Below are 23,179 nucleotides of genomic sequence, written 5' to 3'. Positions count from 1 at the left end.
AACGCCCTGCGACGCGGGCACCTGTTCACCTACCTGGATACAGATCTGAACGGCTTGGGGATCAACGCGACGACGAACATGATTGAAGGTGCGGTGAACTCCGGCATCCGGGCCATGATTTTCTATCACCGAGGGATGCCCATTGAGCATCGCCGGCGGGCGTGCGAGTGGTTCTGCTGGACGCATGCGGATGAAGGGAACCGCCCGGCCTTGCGGACACTGTTGCGCCCGGAGCATTACACTCCCGAAGCGAAGAAGAGGGCGCAGCACATGGTTGATGAAGCACCAATCGGCCCGGAGCTTTATGGCACTGGCGCCAGCACTGAGGATGGGCAATTCATTCGCAGTGGGTGGATGAGGAATATCTACTAGAGCCGGGTTTTAAGGTTGTCTGGCCCGGGAACACGCCCGGGTCAGACACACTTTATTGCCTATAGCCCCAGGCTCTCCCCGGATGAAGGGAAAGCTTTTCAGACCCATCCGGCGAGCTTGAATAAAAATAAACGCCACGGTCGCCCATTGGCGCAGGCCTGAGAAATCCGGTTAAACCAAAAACGGAGACCCTTCCGGATCTCCGTTTCCACTTTCGTGGCGGGGAGAGGATTTGAACCTCTGACCTCCGGGTTATGAGCCCGGCGAGCTACCGAACTGCTCCACCCCGCGTCGGTAAATACAACATTACCAACTGATGAACTCAATAGCGAATCGAAAAGAGTGTCCTTAATCGCACTACGCCTAAATGTCCGACCTGATCCGAATTATCCTCTGGTTATATCCAGATGCCTCGGCCCGGCGTTACCCGGGTTTCAAAGACCCCAGGGTCTTCCGCCGCATGATTGCACACTCCGGCGGGTAGCCCGTCGCCACAAGGTGCCTGAGAGTCTGCTGCGATCACCCTAGCCCGCTCAGAGGGCAGGATTCGGGCGTTCCAGTCCCCCGGGGTCCTGCGATCGACCCGGAACTGCGTTGGCCTTCGGCCCTAACTTAAACATATGCCCGCGACCGCTTGGGCTGCCTGCGAGAAGAATGAGCCAGCGTCCTTGACGGTTGGCATCGGGAAACTTGCCTTTCGCGACCGCGCCCTTTCCCGTACATGGGTTGACCGTACTTCCCGCATCAATCCACGGGTACTGATCTGGAAACTGGCAGCTTGCAGCTTAACGCAAAATGGAGACCCTTTAGGATCTCCATTTTGCCATTCGTGGCGGGGGCAAGATTTGAACTTGCGACCTCCGGGTTATGAGCCCGGCGAGCTACCGAACTGCTCCACCCCGCGATGACTAGACAATTCTTGCATCATCGCGGAGTGAAAGCAAATCGGGCTGCTGGTGCTGCTGCTTAGCCTTCAGCACCGTCCTGGGGTGCTGGCGATTGGGTTGCGTCCGGATTCTGTCCGTCGTCCAGTTTCACATCCCCTTCAACCTCGGTGCCATTGATGGCCGCATCTGCGTCCATCGCACGAGTCAAGGCATCCTCCAACTGCTTCTGCGATTCACCGTAGGCTCCGAAGTCACCCTTGGCCAGCGCCTCCTGGCCATTCTTGATGGCTTCATTCGCGTCAGCCAGAGCCTCGGAGAGCTTCTGGGTATCAGTCTTGGCCGGTTCATTCTCGTCCTTTGGATCCTCCGCTGGCGTAACGCCTTCGGTCTCACCGGTCACTGCACCGGACTCACCGCCGAAGACCTCATCCAGCGCTTCTGCCAAGGTATCGGCGAAGCCAACCTTGTCGCCGAAGGAAACCAGAACCTTACGCAAGGTCGGGTAGCTGGTCTGGCCCGAGGACTGAACGTAGACCGGCTGGACGTAGAGGATACCGCCGCCAACTGGCAGCGACAGCAGGTTGCCGTTCTTGACCTCCGAAGCACCCTGACGCAGCAGGTTCAGTTCAGTGGTCACTCGAGTGTTGGTATCGAAGTTCTGCTGCGCTTGGCCTGGGCCAGGTACCGCAGTATCTCGTGGCAGCTCGAGCAGGCGCAGCTTGCCGTAGTCTTCGGCCTTCGCTCCGGGTTCGGAGCCGGCATCGGCGTTGGCCGAAAGGAAGCCGAAGAGCACGTTGCGCTGCTGGCCATTGGCCGCGGCCGCAGGGATAAATGTCGAGGTCAGCGAGAACGACGCTTCATCCTGGGTCGGCATCTTCAAGGACATGAAGTATGGCGGCTGCTTCACGCCAGCGGCGGATGAGGTCGGATCATCCGGCACAGCCCACGCGTCGTTGGACTCGTAGAACGCGTCCGGGTTGTCCACGTGGTAGGTGGTTAGCACTTCGCGCTGCACCTTGAACATGTCCTCAGGGTAACGTACGTGCTCCATCAACTCAGCCGACATGTCATCCAACGGGTTCAATGCCGTAGGGAAGACCTTCTGCCAGGACTGCAGGATCGGGTCTTCGGTGTCCCAGGCGTAAAGCTTGACCGTTCCGTCATAGGCGTCGACGGTGGCCTTCACCGAGTTGCGCAGGTAGTTCACGCGGCCGGTCAAAGACAGGTCCTGCGCATTAGTCAGCGAGTCGGTCACTGCCGAGTCCAATTGCTGCTGCTGCGAATACGGGAAGTCGTTGGAGGTGGTGTAGCCATCGATGATCCACTGCACGCGGCCATCAATGATGGCAGGGTACGCCTGGGAATCCAGCGTCAGGTACGGAGCAACCTTGCTCACGCGATCGCGAGGATCACGATCGTAGAGGATCTGCGATTCGCTATTGACGTTCTGTGAGAGCAAGAGGTCAGTGGAGGCGAACTTCAGTGCGTAGACCAAGCGGTTGAACATGTTGCCAACGTTCGGACCGCCATCGCCCTGGAAGGTATAGCGGGTGTCTTGGTTCTCGCCACCGGTACCTGGACGGTCAAGTTCCTGGTCGGTCCATCCCTCATCCGGCCCGCCGACAATGGAGTAGGACGGAGAATTCTCACCGAAGTAGATCCGCGGCTCGTAATCCTCGTCGGTAATCAAATCACCGGAGGTCGGGATGCCACCGAGCATGAAGTCCGGACGACCACCGGCAGCCACGCGGTTACCATAGGCAGCCACCAGGCCGTAGCCATGGGTGTAGTTGATGTGCTGGTTCACCCACGTGTCGGTTGGGTCCACGTTCACTTCACGGGCGGCAATAACGGTATCTTCCACCTTGCCGTCGATCTCGTAACGGTCGACGTTAAGGGTCTCGGCGAAGGTGTAGTAGCCGCGGAACTGCTGCAGCTGCGCGAAAGCAGCCGAAACCAGGTTTGGATCCAGCAGGCGGATATTCGCGGTGGTTGAGGTTTCCTCGGCCAGCGCATTCTTCTCAGTCGAGATCTTCGCATCGTAGTCAGTAACTTCGACATCGTCGAGACCGAAAGCCAAGCGCGTCATTTCGATGTTGCGCTCAATATAGTCGCTCTCCAACGCCCTTTGGGAAGGGACCACCTTGTACTGCTGGATCAGGAACGGGTAGACGCCGCTGGCAACGATCATCGTTGCTACCAGCATGGCGGTGCCGATCAATGGCAAACGCCAGCGACCGTTGATTGCCGCAATCACGAAGGTGATGGCGATAAGGACTGCCACAATGGCCAGAATCATCTGTGCAGGGATGACAGCGTGGACATCCTTGTACAGTGCACCGGCGACACGGCCGGACTGGTCGGTGAGGGTCTCGTACTGGCCGATCCAGAAGTTCACAGCCTGGAAGATCAAGAAGACTCCGACAACAACTGCGGTGTGCACCCGAGCGGCCTTGCCAACGGTTATGCCGCCACGCTCTTCAACGCGGATTCCGCCGTAGAGGTAGTGGGTCAGCAGACCAGCCACGCCGCTGAGCAGCACGACCGAGATCAGGAAGCCGTTGACCAGTGCGATGAATGGAAGGGAGAAAACGAAGAAGCCCAGATCCATGTTGAACTGGGGGTCAGTGCTACCGAAACCGACCTGGTTGAAGAACAGCAAGATGGTCTGCCACTGTCCGGCCACGGCAACGGCAGCGAAAATGCCGATCACCAATGGAATGCCAACCATCAGGAATCGGCGGACTGGTTCCAGCTGGGCCTGGTAGCGCGACATGGAATCAGGTCGGGTCGAGTTTGGCGCATAGACAGGGCGGTGCTTGTAGGCACTGCGCATCGAGAACCACATTGGAACCGCCATCAGCACCAAAGCGATCAGGAAGATCACTAATTTGGAGATCCGCTCAGTCCAGTAGACCTCGGAGAAACCCAGCTGGTTGAACCAGAGGATATCAGCGTAGAAATTCGACAAGAAAACGAAGACTGCGACGAGAATGACCACCGCGAAGATGGTCAGGGTCAGCGGCGAGGCTTTCTTGCCCGAAGGGTTGGAAGGTCGTTGTGGTTCTTGGGGCCGCGGCGGACCCCCGAACGGACTATCCGATCCAAAAGACACTATCTATTCCTTACTTTGGGTTCTTCCCGTTGTTCCCAACAAGAGAACTCGTGTACCTAATTCTTGTACGGGCGTTGTGTACGAGACTGGTTTCCTTGCATCACATTCTTCCCTTGATGCCCGGCTAAATCTATTCGCATGTCGTGAAAGTCGCCGGGTCTTCACCTGCGGCGATCTTCTCCAATGCCTGGCGAGCTTCTGACAGGGTTGCAACCTTGATGACATCCAGTCCGGCAGGAATACGCCCTATGGCTTCAGCGCAGTTGTCGGCTGGGGCCAAGAAGACGGTTGCTCCGGCATTCTTCGCCGCCACCATCTTCTGGGCGATTCCACCGATTGGACCGACCTTGCCATCGGCTGAAATCTCACCGGTACCTGCGATGTGGTGGTCTCCCGCCAATGAGCCTTCCGTCAGGCGGTCAATGATCGCCAAGGCAAACATCATGCCGGCGCTGGGACCGCCAACATTTTCCAACCCGAAGCTCACATCGATAGGGAACTCGTATTCGTTGCCCAGGAAGACACCCAACTGGCGTTCGCCATTCTCGGCTTCCTTGGTGTTCACAGTGACATCTACGTCGCTGTAGACGCCATGCTTATCTGGTCTGCCAACGGTCAAGATTGCTGGTTCTGCACCGCGGGAATTCAGTTCTTCCTTCAGCTGTTCCAGCGAAGTGATCTTCTCTCCTTCGAATTTCAGAAGGCGATCCTTGGGCTCAAGCACTTTTTCATTCGTGCCGGTGGAGAACTCAGCGACCGTAAGCCACTCGGTAAAGCCCTGATCCAGCTCGGCCAAAGCCGCTGCCACAGCCAAGTCCTGCGATGAAGTCATCATGAAATCATTTTGTTCATTCTTCTCTTCTGAAGAGACACCACGAGAAATGATGGTTTCTTCAGGAACTAGATCCTTGGCCGGATTGACCAATGCTTCAAGTACGACAGGTATGGTGATTCGGTTCTGCCCGCCACCCTGGACGTAAATGGTCAACAGATCCAAGACGCTCTCCGAAGGGTACGACGGGGCTCCTTTGATGGAGACCACGTCGTGCCCGTTGTCCTCGCCAAGAGTGTTGAACACTGGGCCAGGCGACCGGATCATGAAATTCGTGGGGAGAAACATCATGACGCCAATCAGCAGCAGCGCAACGATGCCGGAGCTGGTGCGTTTCATGGTTTTGGAACCTCGCGGAGTGCGGCTGGAATCGCCTGGCTCCAAAGTCGAGTCTTGTGGTTCCTGTACGTGCACTGATCCTGCTCCCGCCAACTGTCAAAAAATACGCGGATCCGCCCTTGCAGACATCCCCACCCTTAGCCTACTGAAGCCCTGGGTTTAAAAGCATCAGCATCAAGGCGTATTCGATGTGCCGAAAGCGAACTGAAGCCCAGATTCATGGGAACTACCAGCTGCTCGCGGTAGTTTTAAAGGCATGGCACAGAACCCCCCGAATAACCGCCCTAACGGCGATGACGACGAGAACAATCCGCAGGACCCATTGTCTGCAATGTTTGGTCAGCTCTTCGGTGGCGGATTCGACCCGAATGACCTTCCGCCGCAGCTTCGTGATGCCCTTGGTGCTCAAGGCGATCCGGCTGCGATGCAGAAAATGATGCAGCAGGCCCAGGCCATGATGTCCGCGATGATGAGCAATAACGCCTCTTCCGGTCCGGTGAACTGGAAGCTTGCATCCGACACCGCTTTGCAGGCATACGCCAGCGATGATCCGGCGGTATCGGAGGCGCGCAGCAAAGCCATCAGCGATGCTTCAAACCTTTCTGAGCTGTGGCTGAACAACGCTACGGTGTTCGAGTCGAACGGCCACTCAACCGAGGCATGGACCCGTAAACGATGGTATGACAAGACCTTGGCCACCTGGAAGCAGGTCACCGAACCTGTCGCCGAGTCGGTAGCTAGCGCAATCACCACCGCGATGAAGGAACAGATTCCCGAAGAGATGAAGGGCATGCTCGGCAACTCCGATGGCATGTTCCGCAATCTCGGAGCCAGCATGTTCGGCATGCAGCTGGGCACTGCGCTGGGCGGTTTGGCAACCGATGTGCTTGGCGGCACCGACATCGGCCTGCCTTTGGCAGGAACCACTCCAGGCATTATCGCGGCCAACGTCAGCAAGTTCGGCGATGGCCTTGAAATCCCTGAGCAGGAAGTCCTGCTGTATGTGATTCTGCGGGAGAACGCTCACGCACGATTGTTCAACCGGGTCCCTTGGCTAAGCTCCAAGTTGATTGGTGCCGTGGAATCCTATGCTCGGGGCATCCATATCGACATGTCGCGCATTGAAGAAGCAGTACGCGGTATCGATCCGTCCAACCCCGAAGCGCTGCAATCGATGTTGGGTGAAGGATTGTTCACCCCGCAGCGCACCCCCGCTCAGGAGAAGGCTCTAGAAAACCTAGAACTGACGTTGGCATTGATCGAGGGCTGGGTTGATCATGTGGTCTCCTTGGCCGCTCAGAACCTTCCATTTGCTGGTCACCTGCGCGAGACGATGCGTCGCCGCCGCGCTTCCGGTGGCCCAGCTGAGACTGCCTTCGCATCTCTGGTGGGACTTGAATTGCGCCCACGCAAGCTGCGCGAAGCGGCTGCCCTGTGGGAGCACTTGTACGACGAACGTGGTATCGAGGGCCGTGATGCCGTATGGGATCACCCAGATCTGATGCCTACTGCGGAAGACCTCACCGATCCCAAGGGCTTCACGCATCGCCGTGAAGTTGCCGCGACCGAGTTCGACGACTTCGACGCAGCACTGGGTAAGCTTCTGGACGGCGGCTTCGACAACGCTGAACCCGAAGCCGAAGGCGATGACGGCTCAGGGAATCCAGAGGATCCGAAGAGCTGATTAGATCGAAACCTCGAAGGAGGGATGTGCACGAGTGCACATCCCTCCTTCTTGCATTGAACTACTGTTCCTCGTCATGGCCGAAACCCGAAAGTTCATCCTGGGTCCGGCCCAATTCCTTGGCGTGAGCGTTGTAGCCTGCGTGGAATGCCTCCAAGAAAATATCCGCCTGCGCTCGGCGTTCGAACCGGTTCAGCAAAGCCTGGAACCTAGGTCCGTGGCCGGCCCGCGGGGCCACCAGATGCGCCAGTTCATGGACTAGAACATAGTCTTGCACCCAGCTGGGCATATGCTGCAACGTGACCGATAAGCGGATGCTGCGCTGCCGATATGAAGCCGAACCCCAACGCTTATTCTGGTTGGCTACCCAACGCACGGATTGCGGCGCGGCTTCGCCGGCGAAGTACTGCTGGTCAAGAGATGCCGCTCGGCGCTCCAGCGCATCATCGGTATGACCCGCGGTACGCGCTTGGCGTCCCTTGCGATACTTCGAGATCATCTCATCAACGAAAGCGCGTTCCGTTTTTTCGTCCAGCGCTGCAGGGACTTGGATAATCAGCCGGTTATCGCGCCACTGGGAGGAAATGGTCTTCTTGCGCTTGGCCGAGCGCAGAACCCGCACTGGAATCTCATCCGGCGCTACGAAGTCGACGGAGTTTGGAAAAGCTGGCATTGCATTGCCCCTCTTTCCTCATCTATGGCAGTGGCCGCGGATCTTCCCGACCGCTCACTACGTCATCTCTCTAAGCTACGTCCCAGCCTGAACAGCTTCGGACCAATTCGCCAACTTGTGGAGAACCCTATGCTCGGCGCTCTCCAACGACCGCAAGTACCGCCTCGCCATATCGTTCAAGCTTGCTAAGTCCCACCCCTGGAATCTTCGACAATCCCTGGATTGAATCCGGCTGGTGCTCCGCGATGGACATGAGGGTTGCATCGGTGAATATCACGAACGCGGGGACCGAATTGGATTGGGCAATTTCTGATCGCCATTCACGCAAAGTCTCAAACAACGCTTCATCATAGGCAGCAGGGCACGAGGCGCAACGCTTGAGCTTCCGCTCTTTCGCACTGGTCAAGAAGGATCCACAGGTCATGCAGACTGCGGGCGTGATTTTCTGTTCGCGTTTGCGGTAGGTGGTCTGCTGCCTGCTGCTGGCTTGGCGTACCGATTTAATCCCATCGAGGAATCGCGATGGGTAACGGTGCGCACGTCCGCCCGGGGTCCTTGCCAACGACCAGGACAGGTACAGGTGCTTCCGCGCGCGGGTAATCCCCACGTAGAGCAATCGCCGTTCTTCATCAAAGCCCGCCTGGTCCTTGGCATAGGAGATCGGGACCAGGCCTTCGTTCAATCCAACCAGGAATACGGCATCCCATTCCAACCCCTTTGCAGCATGGAATGATGCCAAGGTGACGCCATCCAGAGTTGGCGCGTGCTGGATCGCTGCGCGGTCTTCCAATTCCTTGACCACATCGTGCAATGTGGCATCAATGTCTTGTTCTTTTTTGAGCGCAACGACTTCGTCGGCCAGGCGAACCAGTGCCGACATCGATTCCCAACGCTGGCGCACCGCACCAGTGCCGCCGCTCGGGGCATTCACCGAGTAGCCGTGCGAAGAAAGCACATCGCGCACCATCTGCGCAACCGGAGTATCTGCGGCGACGCTCAAGCCGGCCCGCAAGGCCAGCATCCCTTCCTTGACTTCACGACGGGAGAAGAACCGCTCGGCACCACGCATTACGTAGGGGATGGAATACGCCGTCAGTGCTTGCTCAAAAGCCTGGGACTGCCCGTTAGTGCGGTACAAAATGGCAATCTCGGAGATGTCCTGGCCGTTTTTGAGCAGCTGCTTGATGCGCTGGGCGACTTCCTCGGCTTCATTTTCGTCATCCGTCGCTTCAAAGAATTCAGGGGCCGGACCGTGATCGCGTTGCGCGATGAGTTCCAGTGGTTCGGGCCAGGTCACGTTACGGTCAGGGACTTGGGATTCAATGCGCCGACTAGCAAGCACCTTATTCGCCAGGTTCACGACTTCAGGAGTGGAGCGGTAATCGCGTACCAGCTTCACGACCTTTGCTTCCGGAAACCGTGTGCCGAAGTTCAGCAAGAAGTCTGGGCGTGCACCGGTGAAAGAATAGATGGTCTGGGAGGCATCGCCCACCACGCACAGTTCGTTGCGCTGGCCAAGCCAGAGATCCAGGAGCCGTTGCTGCAACGGCGAAACGTCCTGGTACTCGTCGACGACGAAGTGGCGGTACTGCTGGCGTACACTGGCTGCGACTTTTTCATTGTCTTCAAGAATTGCAATGGTCAGCAGCAGTACGTCTTCAAAGTCGATAACTCCGCGGTCATCTTTGAGCTCTTCGTAGGTTTGGAAGATGCGGGCCATGCTCACTGCTTCGAGACCGTTGGGCAGTTCTCGGGTAGACGCAACCTTGGCGTAGCTTTCCGGGGTATGCATGGAGACCTTGGCCCATTCGATTTCCGCAGCCAGATCACGGACCATGGCGCGGTCGCTGGAAATGCGCAGGCGACGCGCCGCCTCCGCAATGAGCGGGGCCTTGTGTTCTACCAAGTTCGGCAGGGTTCCGCCAACGGCCTGCGGCCAGAAGTACTGCAGCTGGCGCAAGGCAGCTGCGTGGAAGGTACGCGTCTGCACGCCGGGTGCGCCGAGCTGACGCAAGCGGGTACGCATCTCCGCAGCTGCACGCGTGGTGAAAGTCAGCGCGAGAACACTGGTCGGGTTGTAGATGCCAGTATGCACGCCGTGGGCGATCCGGTGGGTAATTGCTCTGGTCTTTCCGGTTCCTGCGCCCGCCAGAATACACAGTGGACCGCTGAGGGTTTCAGCTGCTTGCCGCTGTTCAGCATCCAGTCCCGCTAGCAAATTGTCTGCTGGCGGATTGTCGTATTCGGTCACTTGCTCAGGGCCTCCGGAAGGGGTTTGCCGTACCAGGTACGGATCAATGCGTGGGCTATCGAGACTCCGCGCGGTATATCTATTGTTCCTGATTCCAGAGCTTCACGCAGTTCGGCTCGTGTGAACCAGCGAAGGTCCATGATTTCTGCACCATCCGGAACCAGCTCTTCGCTCAAGGCTTCAGCAGCGAAACCGAGCATCAGCGATCGCGGCATTGGCCAGGGCTGGGAACCGCGGTAGGCGACCTCTCCAATACGCACACCGGATTCTTCAAAGATCTCGCGGCGCACAGCAGACTCCAGGGACTCCCCTGCTTCGACGAATCCTGCAAGCACCGAGTACATCCGGTGCTTGAAGGTGGCGTTGGATCCGAGCAGCAATCGATCTTGGCTGTCGATCACCGAGGCAATGATTGCCGGGTCGGTACGTGGAAAAAGCTCGTGGTCATTGTTCACGCAACGCTGGCCCCACCCGAAGGTGGCAGCCCTAACGGGTGAACCGCAGCGTGGGCAGAATTTCTCTGAACGGATCCAATTGGCGATCGCCTGCGCTTCAACGAAGAGTTCTGCATGCAGTTCATTGAGCAGGTTGAAGCCTTCACGTAGCGTCGTCCAGCGCTCGATGCCGCTGGAGGCATAGTCCTCGGCATCAACGAGAGCCAGGACGTATTCCGTGCCTGATGCACGCCCCAGGTACACCTGGCGCTCGGAGTCTTTTGCGAGGTAGTCAGTGCCGTTGAGAAAGAAGAGATCAGAGCCGATAGTTGCCGCGCCACCACCACTGATCAGCAGCACCTTGGTGCTGCGCTGCTTAAATAGGCCAGGCAAAAGCATCGGGTCTTGCTTTTCGGTCAGTGGGCGCTCAATCAGAGACTGTCCGAAGTGAAGTCCGGTAAGTGGGGTTCGATAAGTTTCTGCCAGAGCCATACCTCTAACCTAATGCACGTAGCGCTCGAGAATCTTGATGCTTGCTCAATGTGGATAGCTGTTGATCAATGAGATTCGTCGCAACTCTGAATGTTGCCGGTGAATCCCGCCATATTCCGTGCGTCATTCAACGATAGAAAAGGGAATCTCGCATACGGTGGAACTTGTGAAACGCACTGCCATGGAACTCGCCGCAATTGCCACCGCCGCCGTCCCCGGATTGACTCCGGTAGGCTTCGCGGCGTTGTCCGACGATGCAGAAGATTTTGATTCAGCATTGATCGTCGACGCACTCAAGCATCGCTGGCGCGTTCGTTCACCTCGGCATGACGAGGCAAGCATGCGTCTGGAAGCAGAGCTTTCTGCCTTGCGTGCTTTCTCCGCCAAGGTCCGCGCTTCACTGCCGTTTTCCTTGCCTGCCGTAGCCGGTACCGTGCGCCAGGGCCCACTGCGCACCTTTGTCTACAAGGATATGCCCGGACACGTTCCGACCCTCGATGAATTGGTTGATGTGGGCAGCAACCTGGCCAAGTCGCTGGGCCAGTGCATGGCTGCCATCCACCAGATCCCAGATGAAGCTGTTGAAGTGGCAGGCCTGCCGACCTACACTGCCGACGAGATTCGCCAGCGCAAACTCAACGAACTGGATACCGCCGCGGCTACGGGCAAGGTGCCAAGCGGTTTGCTGCGCCGTTGGGAACACGCCATGGAGGACGTGGCGCTGTGGCGTTTCAACGCTGCCGTAGTTCACGGCGACTTCGATGAAGAGCAGCTGCAGATTTCCCATTCCAGCATCACTGCAGTCAAGGGCTGGACAGATTTGCACGTCGGTGATCCCGCCGATGACTTCGCTTGGCTTTCGGCCATAGAAGACCAGAGCTTCAGCGAGCGCGTTTTCACCGCCTATGTCGAAGCCCGTGGCAAGGCTGCGGATCCGCACATCATGCGTCGCGCCGCGCTGGCCGCCGAATTCGCGCTGGCGCAGTGGCTGGTGAAGTCTTTGGATTCCAAGGACTACGAGCGCATCGCCGAGGCCGAAGAGATGCTACGCGAATTGGACCAGAACATTGCGGAGTACGGTGGCCAGCCATTGTCGGTCGTGGAAGCTCCGCGCCCTTTGGCTCCCCAGCCAGAAGCGCCGGCCCAGAAGGCTCCGGAAAAGCCGGCCGCCGTCGCCGCGCCAAGCATTAACACCGACAAGGTCACTCCCCTGGCTGCGGAATCGCCGAACTCCGCGTCGCCCCAAAACACAGCGTCCAAGGTCCCGGCCGCTCCAGAGAAGTCTGGTGACCAGCCAAAATCTGATGCTGTTCAGGCTGATGCCAAGAACAGTGCACCTGCGGAGGAAGAACCCGCCTCCAAAGCCGCCGAACACGATAGTGATGCAGCGGAAGCCGAGTCAGCTGCCGCACAGCCAATCAGCACGGCTGAGCCTGCTGAAGAGAACAACAAGCCTGTTGAGGACGCCGGGAAGTAAAGACTTCCCAGCGTCCTGAGCGGCTAGCCTTCGAGCTGTTCAAACGCGCTGCTGATCATCTGTTCCAGTTCTTGTTCATCGGAGAGATACTCCGCGTGGATCGTAATGCCCGCCGCCACATAGTAGAAGGCGGCCTTGATCTCCTCCAGCGGGATTCCGTGCAGGCGTGACCAGCCCAGACGATACACCGCGAGCTGGACCAGCTTGCTCTTCAAATCCTTGCCGCTAGGAACTCGACCGGTTTTCCAGTCCAGCATCAGCCACGTACCGTCGTCCATCCGGAAGACGGCATCAATGCGGCCACGCACAGCCACCGGACCCACACGGGTCTCCAATGGAACCTCGACATAGGCCGGCTGCAGCTTGGACCATTCGCTGCATAGGAACGCTTCCTTCATGGATTCAAGGTCCAGCGCCTCATCAAGATAGCCATCTGCCGGATCCTGCAGGTCTCCCAGATCAAGCATTGACGTCTTCTCGTAGAACTCTTCAATCCAGGCATGGAACGCGGTACCGCGCCGTGCAGCGAGCCCCGGTCGACGCGGCACCGGGCGTCGAAGGTTTTCCAGTACCCCAACCGGGTCCTCGGCCAGCTCGACAAACAATGAAGCACGCACATGCTCTGGTGCCTCGATGCTGCGCTCACGGCCAGCCAAGAACTCGCGCTGGCCTAGAAGTTTCTCGGCTTCTTCAGCCCACTGCCTCCCGAAGCTGGTCAGCGGCTCATGATCTGTTGGAACGGATTCGAGATCCTTCGCCACTTCCGCAATGACATTGCGCCGTGAATACGGGTATGGAGTCTTTTGCACTCCCCCCGTGACGACGGGGCCTTCCAATGGATCGTACGGCCACAGCGCTTCAAGGGGCGTCAAAGTGCTCGGGTTTTGTTCCGGCGCTTCTTCGTCCTTCACCCAGACCCCGATCTCCGCCTGGGGTTCCTCGCCTTCGGCCAGCGGAAGCAAACAGGTGAAGAATTCTGATGGCTCGGTTGGCTTGGTACGGGTGCTCGTCCAGACGCTGCTACTGCAAATCAGCAATGACTTGGCGCGGGTCACCGCAACATAGGCCAGGCGACGCTCTTCGGCAATGTGGTGGTCCTCTACCTGGTCCTTGAAGACCGATTCGGCTTCCAGCAGTTCCTTCAAGGCCGGCTGTTCGGTGTCCCATTGGGGCAGGTCGCGGGCGTCGCCACGGATTTCCCAGGGCAGCGCTTTGTCACCGCTGGTCCACCGGTCGGATTTGGAACCCGGGAACACCCCGTCGTTCAAGGTCATCACCGCCACGATGTCCCATTCCAATCCCTTGGACGCGTGAACCGTCAGCAATTGGACTGCCGCGGGGTCAGCATCTTCGCTTGGCAGCGGTAGTCCCTTTTCCTTTTCGGCGGCCTGTTCCAGCCACATCAAGAAGCCGGACAGTTCAACGCGTGGCGCATTGCGGCAGTATTCGCGTACCACATCGGCGAAGGCATCGAGGTTGGCTCGCGCCTTGTCTCGAGATATCCACGGACGGGCAGCCACCTCGATGTCCAGGTTCATGGCGCGTTCGGTCTCGCGAATCAGCGTTTCAAGGTCGTCATTGGCCAGCAGCCGCAGGCCGGCGAGTTCATCGCGCAGGGCCGCCAAGCGCTCGTAGCCCGCTGCGCTAATGGTCCTGCCGTCATTGCTGGTCCACCCTTCCCTGGGCAGGAAGTCCAGTGCTTCGACGAGGCTGGCCGCATCATTGAGTTCGGCGCGGGCCGCCTCGGTCACTGCTTCTTCGGGGCTCTGCGCCTCTTCGCTTTCTGCCGGGTCTGGCTGCAGCCCGCGGGCTCGCCGCCGTTCCAGCTGGCGGGACCAATCGGCGAAGGCCATCAGGTCTGCGGCACCCAGCCGCCAGCGCGCTCCAGCCAATAAGCGCATGAGCTTGTCGGAGCGCAGCGGGTCAACCAGCACGTGCAGGTACGAGACCAGGTCGGTGAGCTCAGGGGTGCTCAGCAATCCGGATAGTCCCACGAGCTGGTATTTGATGCCCCGCTCAGCGAGCACCTCGCCCATGATGCTCAACTGGGTACGATTTCGCGAGAGCACCGCACTGGTCTTCGGCTCGGAAGATGCCCTATTCTCGGCAACAATCATGTCGGCTATGGCGTCTGCCTCGTCGCGAACCGTTGCGCAACGGTTGAGCACCACACGACCTGGCTTGGCATGCGCCGAGGAATCCAAGGGCTTGACCGAGACCGGGCCTTGATGCTGCGGCCCGCCGGCAGTGATGCTATTCGCTGCCGCGAGCACGTTGACGGTATTGCGCCATGCGATGGTCAGGTGCTTCACGTGGGCGACGTCCCGGCCTGTGTCCCGAACAATCGGGAAGACTTCTGGGAATCGGAACAGCTGACCGGCACTAGCCCCGCGGAATCCGTAGATGGATTGGTTAGGGTCACCCACCGCGGTGACCGGATGGCCTTCGCCATAGAGTTGAGAGAAGAGCACCATCTGCGCGTGCGAGGTGTCCTGGAATTCATCCAGCAGCACCACCTTGTGGCTAGCCCGTTCGGCGAGCGCAGCTGCCGGCACCTCCTGGGCGATACGCGCTGCGTGGGCCACCAAGTCGCCGTAGTCCATCACCCCGAGGCGCTTCTTTTCCCGGGCGTACTCTTCAGCCAACTCAGCGATGGTGGCACGTGAAGCCAGCTTGTCGATGAGCTTGAGGGCTGCTTGGGTAGTTTTCTTGGGCTTCTCTGCGTCCATCGGCAAGGTGCGCAGGCGTGCCACCAGGTCATCAATCCACTGATGGGCCTCAGGTGCGGTGACCAAGTGCTCGGATGCTTCCGAACTGAAGGAAACGATGGCATCAATCAGTGTGCTGGTGGCACTGTTCAGGTGCTCGTAGTTGCCGGTGTATCTTTCCAGCACCGAGTGGGCCACCTGCCATGATTGGGCCGCGCCCAACAAGGCACTGTCTTCTTCAAGGCCAAGCCGCAGCCCATGGTCTTGGACCAGGGTGTTGGCGTAGGAGTGGTAGGTGGATACCGCAGGGTCAAGGAAGTCCCGGGTTTCTTCTGGGCTGAGCAGACCGGTGGCCACAAGCTGCGCGATCTTGGCACGGATACGCACGGAAAGCTCTCCCGCTGCCTTGCGGGTAAAGGTCACCCCGAGAATCTCTTCCGGCCGGACCAGCTGGTTGGCTACCAGCCAGACGACTTTATCCGCCATGGTTTTGGTCTTGCCCGAGCCGGCGCCGGCGATGACCAGCATCGGTTCCAATGGCGCAGCGACTATCTCAGCCTGCTGCGCGGTGGGCGGAAACTGCTCGCCCAGGGCTGCGGAGAGTTCTTCTGGAGTGAATCTGATATTGCTCATGGTTCGGTGACCTGTCGTCCTTGGGCGCACAAAGGGCAGATTTCAGGCAGCGTGCAGTTGCCGAGGATCCCTGCGGCTCCCGAAACGTGCCGGGTGATGAATTCACTGTTTCCCATCAGCGAGGCAGCTTCGAAGATGAGCGCGCGGGCCCAGTCCCCTTCACCAATTGATGGTTGTTCACGGACCGAGGCGCCCTTGGTGCTGGTACCGACGTAGACCAAGGATGCGCCGGCTGGCTCATCCGGGAGTCCTGCAGTTTCCTCGTGATCTTGCAACGCGCCGAGCTGGATTGCGGTTTGGTAGACGCCTAGCTGCGGGTGTTCCAAGGTTGCGTCCTTGGATGGCGCAGTGGAACCGGTTTTCAGGTCAACGACCCTCACCTTGCCGTTGGCGTCAGCTTCGACGCGGTCGATAATTCCGCGAAGCTGGATATGCGTGCCGTCAGGGGCCGGGACCTCGATCTGGAACGGCATCTCGCGAGCCACCAGTTCGCGTCCTTCTTGGCGCATGGTGACGCAGTAGGCGGCGAACTTCTTGAGCATGCTATTGGCACGGTCGAAGTCCCTTTGACCTTCCCAGTTCTCCAGTTTTTCCAGCTCTGGCCAGCGTTGCTCCAGGATCTGCTGGTATTCGCTTCCGCTTGCATCGGGATGCTCTTCGGCGATGGAGTGGATCAGCGTACCCAAGGAGGCCGCGAAATCGCGGGCAGCGGTTCCACCAGCGCTTTGCACAAACCAGTTCAGCGGCGATTTCACCAGGGTTTCCACCTTCGACGGTGACACCCGCCGAGGCTGGTCTTCCGGGATAACCGGTTCATGGGTAGTCAGTTCGCGCAACCCCCACCAGGAACTTGGATGCGCTCCTCGCACCGGGCGCTCTGCCTGAGCCAGGCGTCCAAGCACGTGGGTGGCGTCCTGGTACAGGTTAGCTGCTTCCACATCGTCCGGCGCTGGCGCTGCCCCAAGGCCGGCGGCCCTGGCTCTCTCGGCGGTGCTGCGCAGCTCTGCCACCAAGGTTGGAAGCGAACGGATGCGCGGAACCGCGGTTGGTTCCCTGCCTTCTGGCCCCGGTGGCTCGACCAGATCCAGGAAAGAGGAAGGCTGGCTGTCTTCGTTATCGACCGCCGTGCAAATCAGCTGGTCTCCAGCACGGGAGACGGCATTGCTGAAGCTGCGCAATTCGTCGTTGCGGATTTGGCGTACCAGATGCGTTGGCGTTCGGGTGGCCAGGAATTCAATGCCATGCTCCGCGGCGTCGGCGAGCGCATTGGAACCGAGCAGCTCGCCACGGAGCCGGAGGTTGGGCCAGGAGCCTTCTTGCAGCCCGGGGATAAAGACCACTGGCCATTGCTTTCCGGCAGCGGCAGCGGTAGTGAGAACCGTGACGGTTTGCCCACCGGCAGCACGGGTTGCCAAGGAGTCCATGGGCAATTCCTGCTGCAAGATGTGCTCGATGAACTGCTGGACGCTGGCGCCGGGAAGCTGATCCACAAAACGTTCTGCGGCTTGGAAAAGCGACAGGACAGCATCCAGGTCATGATCTGCGCGGCGGGCGGCAGTGCCGGTGCCCAGGGCCTCTTCGCGCCAGGCCTTTGCCCGGCCCGAGGCCTCCCACATCACCCAGAGCGCTGTTTCCGGTGTAGCGGTTCCGCTGGCCAGTTCGTCTTGCAGCGCGGAGTACATCTTCAGCAGCCGGTTCAATCCGTAACCCGGCTTGCCCAATTTCTCGGCCATTGCCGGTTCACGCAGGCAGGATTCAAGCAACTCCTGGCTGGAGCGGCGTCCGCCGGCTGCGGCTTCCTGCTGGCGCAAGAGCTGGCGGATCCGGCGGATTTCCAAGGCAGTGCTCATCCCATAACGCGACAGCAGCAGGTTCTGCATCAGGAGCGGGTCATCGGTGACAGAATCGCTGAACGCCAAGTTCAACAGGTCAAGCAGCGGACGGACCGCACCTTCATCCTTCAATGGAATTTCGGCCGGCGGCACCTGCACGCCGATTCCCTGGCCTTCAAGAAAACGGCTGAAGGAGCGCACCTGTGAACCGTTGCGCACCACAATCGCAATTTCAGCGAGGCTGCGGTTCTCGTAGAGGTTCAGATGCACTATCCGCTGGGCAATGAAACGTTCTTCCAAGGTGGAATTCTCGAATACCAGTGCCTGGCACAGTTCGTGTTCCGGCACGTTCAACGGCTCAATAGCTCGTCCGCGCAAGCCTGCAGCCAGCGGCACGCGGCTGACGATCCGTTTCCATGCCTCGGTGATCTGTCCAGACATTCGATAGCCGTGGGTCAGTTCGAGGCAGGTCGCTTCGCCAGCACTCGCGTAATTCTGTGCGAAACGATGCAATTCATCGGTGCGGGCACCGCGGAATCCCTGAACTACGCTGTCGGGTGCAGCGAAAGCGACCATGGCGCGGTCCTTGCCGAGCAGAGCCAGGAGGCGGTGCTGCGACAGGGTGGCTTCTTGCAGGTCATCCACGAGGATCAGGGCCAACCGGTCCTGTTCTGCGTGCAGGAACGCTTCATTGTCTTCCAGAATTTGTGCCGCCCGGGTAATCAGCCCTGCCGGGTCGAAGGCTTCGGCGCTGCCCAAGTCCAGCAGGTCGCGGTATTCCTGGTAGAACAGCGCAGCAGCGTGCCATTCGGGGCGGTTGGCTTGCTGGCCGAGGTCAGCGATGTCTGCAGGTTCCAATCCCAGCTCTGAAACACGGTCGAAGAACTCGCGGATTTCCTTGCGGAAGCCGCGAGTCCCTACTGCCAGCGCCAGTTCGCTTGGCCACTGCGGTCCTTCGGTGAGGCCTTCGGCATGGCCTTCCAGCAGGTGGCCGATGAGGGTGTCCTGTTCCGGACCGGAGAGCAAGCGGGGAATGCGTTCGAGCTGGGGCAAGAGTCCTTCAACGCGGGCACGGCGGATCAAGTCGAAGGCATAAGCCGACCAGGTGCGAACCACCGGTTCGGTGAAAGTCCGTTCTGCTCGGCGGCTGAGCTCATCACGGATCGAGGCAGCGGTCAGTCGAGTTGGCCCGATGATCAAGAGGGCCTGCGGATCGAGCCCGGCGTCAAGGTGCGCCACCGCGGTGTCGATGAGCAGATGGGTCTTGCCGGTACCCGGAGCCCCAGTGACCAGGACCGGGCTTTCCACCGAATGCAAGTGGCCAAGGACCGAGGTGGCTTCTTCGCGGGGCTGGCTTCGGGTCTCTTCCATACTCATAGTTGATCATCCATCTCGGACATTTTGGGGTTGCCCAGCGCCGTACGCAGCGCGTCAATTTTTTCCCACGCCCAGTCGTTGGGGTTCCAGCGGTATCTATTCATGTTCACGTGACGGCCAGGTGCTGCCAGTTCTTCTGCGATCCAGTGCCGTTCTGCTGCTTCGGCAAGCGCATCGGCCATGGAACCGTTGGAGCGGATAATCCGCCACCATGGTGTCCCTTCCGGCGCGCTTGCCATCGCCTTGCCCGTTTGGCGTGCTCCCCCGCTTCCGAGAAGTTCTGCCACGTCCTTGTAGCTGAGCACCGCCCCTGCCGGGACGAGTGCTGCGAGGCGATGCACCGCCTCTGAATAGTCCAGGGGCTTTTCGGCTGCGTCAGATGTCATAGCCCTATTCTGCCAATTAGCTTGCAGGACTCCACAACACGCAATTCGCAGGGCCGTCCTGTCCCGCCTTGGCTGTAGCGTTATATCCATGACTGAATGGCACAAGGGCCTGGCAATTGGCTTTGATTTGGAAACCACTGGTGTTGATACCAATACTGCACGCATCGTTACGGCATCGGTTGTCTTGCTGGATGCCGATGGCAAAGTGGTGAACAACCGCGAGTGGCTGGTAAACCCCGGGGTCGAGATTCCAGAGGCCGCGGCCGCAGTTCACGGAATCTCCACCGAGAAAGCCCGCGCCGACGGTGCCCCGGCGAAACAGTCCGTTCAGGAGATCTTGAATTTGCTGAAGTTCGCCTCGGAGCAAGCGCCAATCGTTGCTTTTAATGCTTCGTACGATTTCTCAGTGCTCTACAGCGAAGCCGTTCGCTACGACCTTGAGCCGTTTTTCCCGGGCAATGTGATCGATCCGTTCATCATCGACAAGCAGGTTGACAAGTTCCGCAAGGGGAAGCGCACCCTTGCGGCGGCTTGCGAGTTCTACGGTGTAGTCCTCGAAAATGCGCACACCTCGTTGGCCGATGCAGTTGCCTGCGTCGAGGTCGCTCGCCAGCTGGGCGAACGCTATCCGCAGTTGCAAGTAGATCCGATGGTGCTGCACGGCTGGCAGATCGGTTGGGCGAAAGAACAGGCAGAAAGTTTCCAGAAATACTTGCGCAAGACGAAGCCTGAAGCTGTTGTCGACGGCGCTTGGCCTATCACCGAGTCGTAAAGATTGAAATAATCAGCTTCTTGTGCCCCGTTTCACATGGGGTCAACAGGCCTCGCGACCACCATGCGGAAGCCAATCGTTCATTTTCTGTCACAAATCAACAAATTATATTCGAAGGCTCCCCCATTAAGGCCTCATACTAAGAATCTTGACTGTAATTTCCCCTTGATTCGGGCGATTTTGTTCGATGATGATTCAATGGAGGGTACTCTCTACACCCTTTGAGAATCTGAAGGAACACGCCTAGTGATCACAGTCAGTGACCTGCGCAAGGTCTACCAGCAAGACGGCAAGGATGTTGTTGCCCTTGATGGTGTCAGCCTTGAAGTCCCTACCGGGAAAATTCATGGCATCGTCGGACATTCCGGAGCGGGTAAATCCACTCTCGTCCGTTGCTTGACCTTGCTCGACCAGCCCACATCCGGAACCGTTGCCGTTAACGGCAAGGAGCTGACCAACGTCAGCACCGACGAGTTACGGAATGCGCGACGTCGAATTGGCATGGTTTTCCAGCACGCGAACCTCTTCGACTCGCGCACCACCGAGCAGAATGTGGCATACCCGCTGGAGCTTGGTGGCATGCCCAAAGCCGAAATTGATGCCAAGGTCGCTGAACTCCTGGAGCTCGTGGGCCTGACCAGGTTCGCCAAAGGGTACCCATCCCAGCTTTCCGGTGGCCAGCGCCAGCGCGTTGGTATCGCCCGGGCGCTGGCCCACCGATCCGGATGTCCTGCTCTGTGATGAGCCGACCAGTGCCTTGGATCCGAAGACCACCGATGAAATCCTCGATTTGGTCAAGAAGCTGCGCGATCGGTTGAACATCACCGTGCTGATCATTACCCACGAAATGCACGTCGTGAAGCAAGCCTGCGATTCCGTTTCGCTGCTGGAAGGCGGCAAGATCGTGGAGCACGGCAATATCGAACAGGTCATCACCAACGCCGAAGGCACTTTGGCTTCCACGTTGCTCCCGCTTCCGGGCGACGCACCACGCATCGAGGGCGAAGGACCGATCCTGGACCTGCTCTACACCGGCGGCCAGGCGACCCAGCCTGTCATCTCTTCCATTGCCCGCTTGTTCAATACCGATGTCAATGTCTTGGCTGGTTCGGTCGAGCAGCTTGGCAACCAGCAGTACGCGCACTTGCGCCTGCAGCTGGCTCCCGACGCGGATCTGGATGCAATCGTGAACCACCTGAAGTCCACCGGCATCGCCGTAACCGTGAAGGGAGCCAAGTAAGCAATGGATTTCTTCACCCCCACCGTACTCAAGGCCGTAGGCCAAGCGACCGTCGAAACCCTGCAGATGGTCTTGATCTCAGGTGTGATCACCGTGATCATCGGACTGCTGCTGGGTATCTTGCTGCATGTCACTGGCAAAGGCGGACTGGCGCCGGTCCGCTGGCTAAACGCGATTCTCTCCACGGTGATCGTGAACATCACCCGTTCCGTCCCGTTCGCCATCTTAATGGTCGCCCTGATTCCGTTCGCCGCGATGCTCATCGGCACCGCGCTGGGCCCGATCGCTGCCTCGGTCTCTTTGACCATCGGCACGGTCCCATTTTTCGCCCGCCTGGTGGAAACCGCCTTGCGCGATGTTTCCGCTGGCAAGGTCGATGCCGCGCTGGTGATGGGTTCCACCAAGCTGCAAACCATTCGCAAGGTCCTGGTGCCTGAAGCCATGCCCGGCATCATTTCGGCCGTCACCACCACTCTGGTGACCTTGATCGGCTACTCCGCGATGGCTGGCTTGGTAGGCGGTGGCGGTTTGGGTCGTCTGGCCTACAACTACGGCTACGTCCGCTACAACATGCCCATCATGCTTGCGACCATCGTGATTATCGTGATCATGGTCCAGCTGGTGCAGGTCATCGGTGATGCGATCGCCCGCAAGGTCGATCACCGCTAGTCAAAACTTCCGCCGGTCTATCCGGCGGAGCCGTGGAACCGCTGAGGACACGGCAAATCCACTCGCATCGTGCCTCACGGCTCTACCTAAGGAAAGACAAGTTATGCGCAAGAAACTCGCACTCGCCATCACCGGTGTTGCCACCGCATTCGCCCTGACTGCTTGCGGCAGCAGCGAACCAACTGCTGATGCTGCAGCGACCCTGGATCCGGCAAACCCTACGGTTATCAAGGTAGGCGCCAGCCCGGTCCCACAGGCAGACATCCTGAACTTCATCGATGAGAACTTGGCGAAGGAAGCCGGCATCGACTTGGAAGTCATGGAGATCGATGACTACGTCACCCCGAACACCGGACTTGCCGACGGCTCGCTGGATGCCAACTACTTCCAGACCGAGGCCTACCTGGCTACCGAGATGAAGGAAAAGGGCTACGAGTTCGCGCACGGCGCTGGCGTTCATGTGGAGCCAATGACCGTCTTCTCGAAGAAGTTCAAGGACGCCAAGGACGTCGCAGAAGGCACCAAGGTACTGCTGAACAACGACCCGGTGAATCAGATCCGCGGCATGCGCGTCCTGGAAGAAGCAGGGCTGCTGCAGAACCTCAGCGATGATGATTCCCTGCTGACCGTCAACGGCAACGCGGACAAGAACCCGCTGAACCTCGAAATCACTGACGCCAACGCCGAGCAGGTCGTCCAGTACTACAAGTCCGATGATTCCATCGGCTTGGCGGTCATCAACGGCAACTACATCGTCCAGGCCAAGCTGGACAAAGCAGAGATGCTTGCCCAGGAGTCGGGCGCGAACAACCCCAACGCCAACTTCCTGACCTGGCGCGACGGCGAAGAGACCCCGGCTGTTGCGAAGCTCGAAGAGCTGTTGCACTCCGATGAGGTCCGCGATTACATCGAGAAGACCTGGACCGACGGCAGCGTTATCGCCGCTTTCTAATCCGGTTTCCAGCCACGGGGCATTCCCGAACGCTTGAACCTTGACTGCCCGAGT

Annotated in this window: 15 protein-coding genes, 2 tRNA genes and 1 pseudogene; 8 read left to right on the top strand and 10 right to left on the bottom strand. The window is 59.0% G+C overall.

All coding sequences use genetic code 11. The annotated features are described in order from the left end of the window. Positions 1 to 372 (top strand): annotated as a pseudogene (locus ACNPN0_RS03910) (IS256-like element ISAar5 family transposase); the annotation flags it as partial. Between the two features lie 217 nt (positions 373 to 589). On the opposite strand, the gene ACNPN0_RS03905 reads toward ACNPN0_RS03910, so the two are convergent. From ACNPN0_RS03905 to ACNPN0_RS03890, 4 genes are all read right to left on the bottom strand, one after another. After that, positions 590 to 663: transfer RNA gene (locus ACNPN0_RS03905), tRNA-Met, on the bottom strand. A gap of 539 nt (positions 664 to 1,202) precedes the next feature. After that, positions 1,203 to 1,276, bottom strand: a tRNA-Met gene (locus ACNPN0_RS03900). A 62-nt stretch (positions 1,277 to 1,338) separates the two neighbouring features. Continuing rightward, positions 1,339 to 4,374 carry a UPF0182 family membrane protein gene (locus ACNPN0_RS03895; protein ID WP_400342176.1) on the bottom strand — a complete coding sequence of 1,012 codons (3,036 nt, stop codon included), beginning with the start codon at positions 4,372 to 4,374 and terminating at the stop codon, positions 1,339 to 1,341. 130 nt (positions 4,375 to 4,504) lie between these two features. Further along, complete coding sequence (locus ACNPN0_RS03890) at positions 4,505 to 5,545, bottom strand: YlbL family protein (protein ID WP_448937697.1); 1,041 nt, start codon at positions 5,543 to 5,545, stop codon at positions 4,505 to 4,507. 256 nt (positions 5,546 to 5,801) lie between these two features. Between ACNPN0_RS03890 and ACNPN0_RS03885 the strand changes: the two genes are divergently transcribed. Beyond that, on the top strand, positions 5,802 to 7,229 hold the full coding sequence (locus ACNPN0_RS03885; protein ID WP_400342174.1) for a zinc-dependent metalloprotease: 1,428 nt from the start codon (positions 5,802 to 5,804) through the stop codon (positions 7,227 to 7,229). 61 nt (positions 7,230 to 7,290) lie between these two features. Here ACNPN0_RS03885 and ACNPN0_RS03880 read toward each other — a convergent pair whose 3' ends face one another. From ACNPN0_RS03880 to nudC, 3 genes are all read right to left on the bottom strand, one after another. Next, a complete protein-coding gene (locus ACNPN0_RS03880) occupies positions 7,291 to 7,902 on the bottom strand; it encodes a M48 family metallopeptidase (protein ID WP_400342173.1) in 612 nt (203 codons plus the stop codon). Positions 7,903 to 8,029: 127 nt separating this feature from the next. After that, entirely contained in the window at positions 8,030 to 10,153 is a 2,124-nt protein-coding gene (locus ACNPN0_RS03875; protein WP_448937696.1) for an ATP-dependent DNA helicase UvrD2, read from the bottom strand. Beyond that, entirely contained in the window at positions 10,150 to 10,986 is an 837-nt protein-coding gene (gene nudC, locus ACNPN0_RS03870; protein ID WP_448937695.1) for an NAD(+) diphosphatase, read from the bottom strand. Before nudC ends, ACNPN0_RS03875 begins: the two co-directional genes overlap by 4 nt. 259 nt (positions 10,987 to 11,245) lie before the next feature. On the opposite strand from nudC, the gene ACNPN0_RS03865 reads away from it, so the two are divergent. Then, the gene (locus ACNPN0_RS03865) at positions 11,246 to 12,556 is read left to right on the top strand and encodes a phosphotransferase (protein ID WP_448937694.1); all 1,311 of its coding nucleotides are present in this window, start codon (positions 11,246 to 11,248) and stop codon (positions 12,554 to 12,556) included. A 23-nt stretch (positions 12,557 to 12,579) separates the two neighbouring features. On the opposite strand, the gene ACNPN0_RS03860 is transcribed toward ACNPN0_RS03865, so the two are convergent. Genes ACNPN0_RS03860 through ACNPN0_RS03850 form a run of 3 tightly spaced genes read right to left on the bottom strand, consistent with a single transcriptional unit; the run spans position 12,580 to position 19,492 of the window. Then, positions 12,580 to 15,897 (bottom strand): ATP-dependent helicase, encoded by a 3,318-nt coding sequence (locus ACNPN0_RS03860; RefSeq protein ID WP_105661508.1) that lies wholly within the window; start codon positions 15,895 to 15,897, stop codon positions 12,580 to 12,582. Next, entirely contained in the window at positions 15,894 to 19,106 is a 3,213-nt protein-coding gene (locus ACNPN0_RS03855; protein ID WP_133833705.1) for an ATP-dependent helicase, read from the bottom strand. The genes ACNPN0_RS03860 and ACNPN0_RS03855 overlap by 4 nt, the downstream gene beginning before the upstream one ends. Further along, entirely contained in the window at positions 19,103 to 19,492 is a 390-nt protein-coding gene (locus ACNPN0_RS03850) for an MGMT family protein (protein WP_166650728.1), read from the bottom strand. The genes ACNPN0_RS03855 and ACNPN0_RS03850 overlap by 4 nt, the downstream gene beginning before the upstream one ends. An 88-nt stretch (positions 19,493 to 19,580) precedes the next feature. Between ACNPN0_RS03850 and ACNPN0_RS03845 the strand changes: the two genes are divergently transcribed. The 5 genes from ACNPN0_RS03845 to ACNPN0_RS03825 all read left to right on the top strand — a co-directional run bounded on the left by ACNPN0_RS03845 (position 19,581) and on the right by ACNPN0_RS03825 (position 23,125). Beyond that, positions 19,581 to 20,264: a 3'-5' exonuclease gene (locus tag ACNPN0_RS03845; protein ID WP_105657505.1), complete on the top strand. Its 684-nt coding sequence runs from the start codon at positions 19,581 to 19,583 to the stop codon at positions 20,262 to 20,264. Between the two features lie 246 nt (positions 20,265 to 20,510). Beyond that, positions 20,511 to 21,005 (top strand): methionine ABC transporter ATP-binding protein, encoded by a 495-nt coding sequence (locus ACNPN0_RS03840; RefSeq protein WP_448938844.1) that lies wholly within the window; start codon positions 20,511 to 20,513, stop codon positions 21,003 to 21,005. Further along, positions 20,938 to 21,504 carry an NIL domain-containing protein gene (locus ACNPN0_RS03835; RefSeq protein ID WP_448938843.1) on the top strand — a complete coding sequence of 189 codons (567 nt, stop codon included), beginning with the start codon at positions 20,938 to 20,940 and terminating at the stop codon, positions 21,502 to 21,504. The genes ACNPN0_RS03840 and ACNPN0_RS03835 overlap by 68 nt, the downstream gene beginning before the upstream one ends. A gap of 3 nt (positions 21,505 to 21,507) precedes the next feature. After that, positions 21,508 to 22,173 (top strand): methionine ABC transporter permease, encoded by a 666-nt coding sequence (locus ACNPN0_RS03830; protein ID WP_105657507.1) that lies wholly within the window; start codon positions 21,508 to 21,510, stop codon positions 22,171 to 22,173. A 103-nt stretch (positions 22,174 to 22,276) separates the two neighbouring features. Then, positions 22,277 to 23,125 (top strand): MetQ/NlpA family ABC transporter substrate-binding protein, encoded by an 849-nt coding sequence (locus ACNPN0_RS03825; RefSeq protein WP_105657508.1) that lies wholly within the window; start codon positions 22,277 to 22,279, stop codon positions 23,123 to 23,125. Positions 23,126 to 23,179 lie beyond the last annotated feature (54 nt).

This window comes from Glutamicibacter sp. AGC84 (assembly GCF_053543575.1).
The sequence above is the reverse complement of the archived record's forward strand: the minus strand, read 5'-3'. Positions and strand labels throughout refer to the sequence as shown.

Excerpts from the sequence above, each read along its gene's own strand:
- ACNPN0_RS03890 (WP_448937697.1), bottom strand. The coding sequence starts at position 5,545 with ATGAAACGCACCAGCTCCGGCATCGTTGCGCTGCTGCTGATTGGCGTC.
- ACNPN0_RS03885 (WP_400342174.1), top strand. The coding sequence starts at position 5,802 with ATGGCACAGAACCCCCCGAATAACCGCCCTAACGGCGATGACGACGAG.
- ACNPN0_RS03880 (WP_400342173.1), bottom strand. The coding sequence starts at position 7,902 with ATGCCAGCTTTTCCAAACTCCGTCGACTTCGTAGCGCCGGATGAGATT.
- nudC (WP_448937695.1), bottom strand. The coding sequence starts at position 10,986 with ATGCTTTTGCCTGGCCTATTTAAGCAGCGCAGCACCAAGGTGCTGCTG.
- ACNPN0_RS03860 (WP_105661508.1), bottom strand. The coding sequence starts at position 15,897 with ATGAGCAATATCAGATTCACTCCAGAAGAACTCTCCGCAGCCCTGGGC.
- ACNPN0_RS03855 (WP_133833705.1), bottom strand. The coding sequence starts at position 19,106 with ATGAGTATGGAAGAGACCCGAAGCCAGCCCCGCGAAGAAGCCACCTCG.
- ACNPN0_RS03850 (WP_166650728.1), bottom strand. The coding sequence starts at position 19,492 with ATGACATCTGACGCAGCCGAAAAGCCCCTGGACTATTCAGAGGCGGTG.
- ACNPN0_RS03845 (WP_105657505.1), top strand. The coding sequence starts at position 19,581 with ATGACTGAATGGCACAAGGGCCTGGCAATTGGCTTTGATTTGGAAACC.
- ACNPN0_RS03830 (WP_105657507.1), top strand. The coding sequence starts at position 21,508 with ATGGATTTCTTCACCCCCACCGTACTCAAGGCCGTAGGCCAAGCGACC.
- ACNPN0_RS03825 (WP_105657508.1), top strand. The coding sequence starts at position 22,277 with ATGCGCAAGAAACTCGCACTCGCCATCACCGGTGTTGCCACCGCATTC.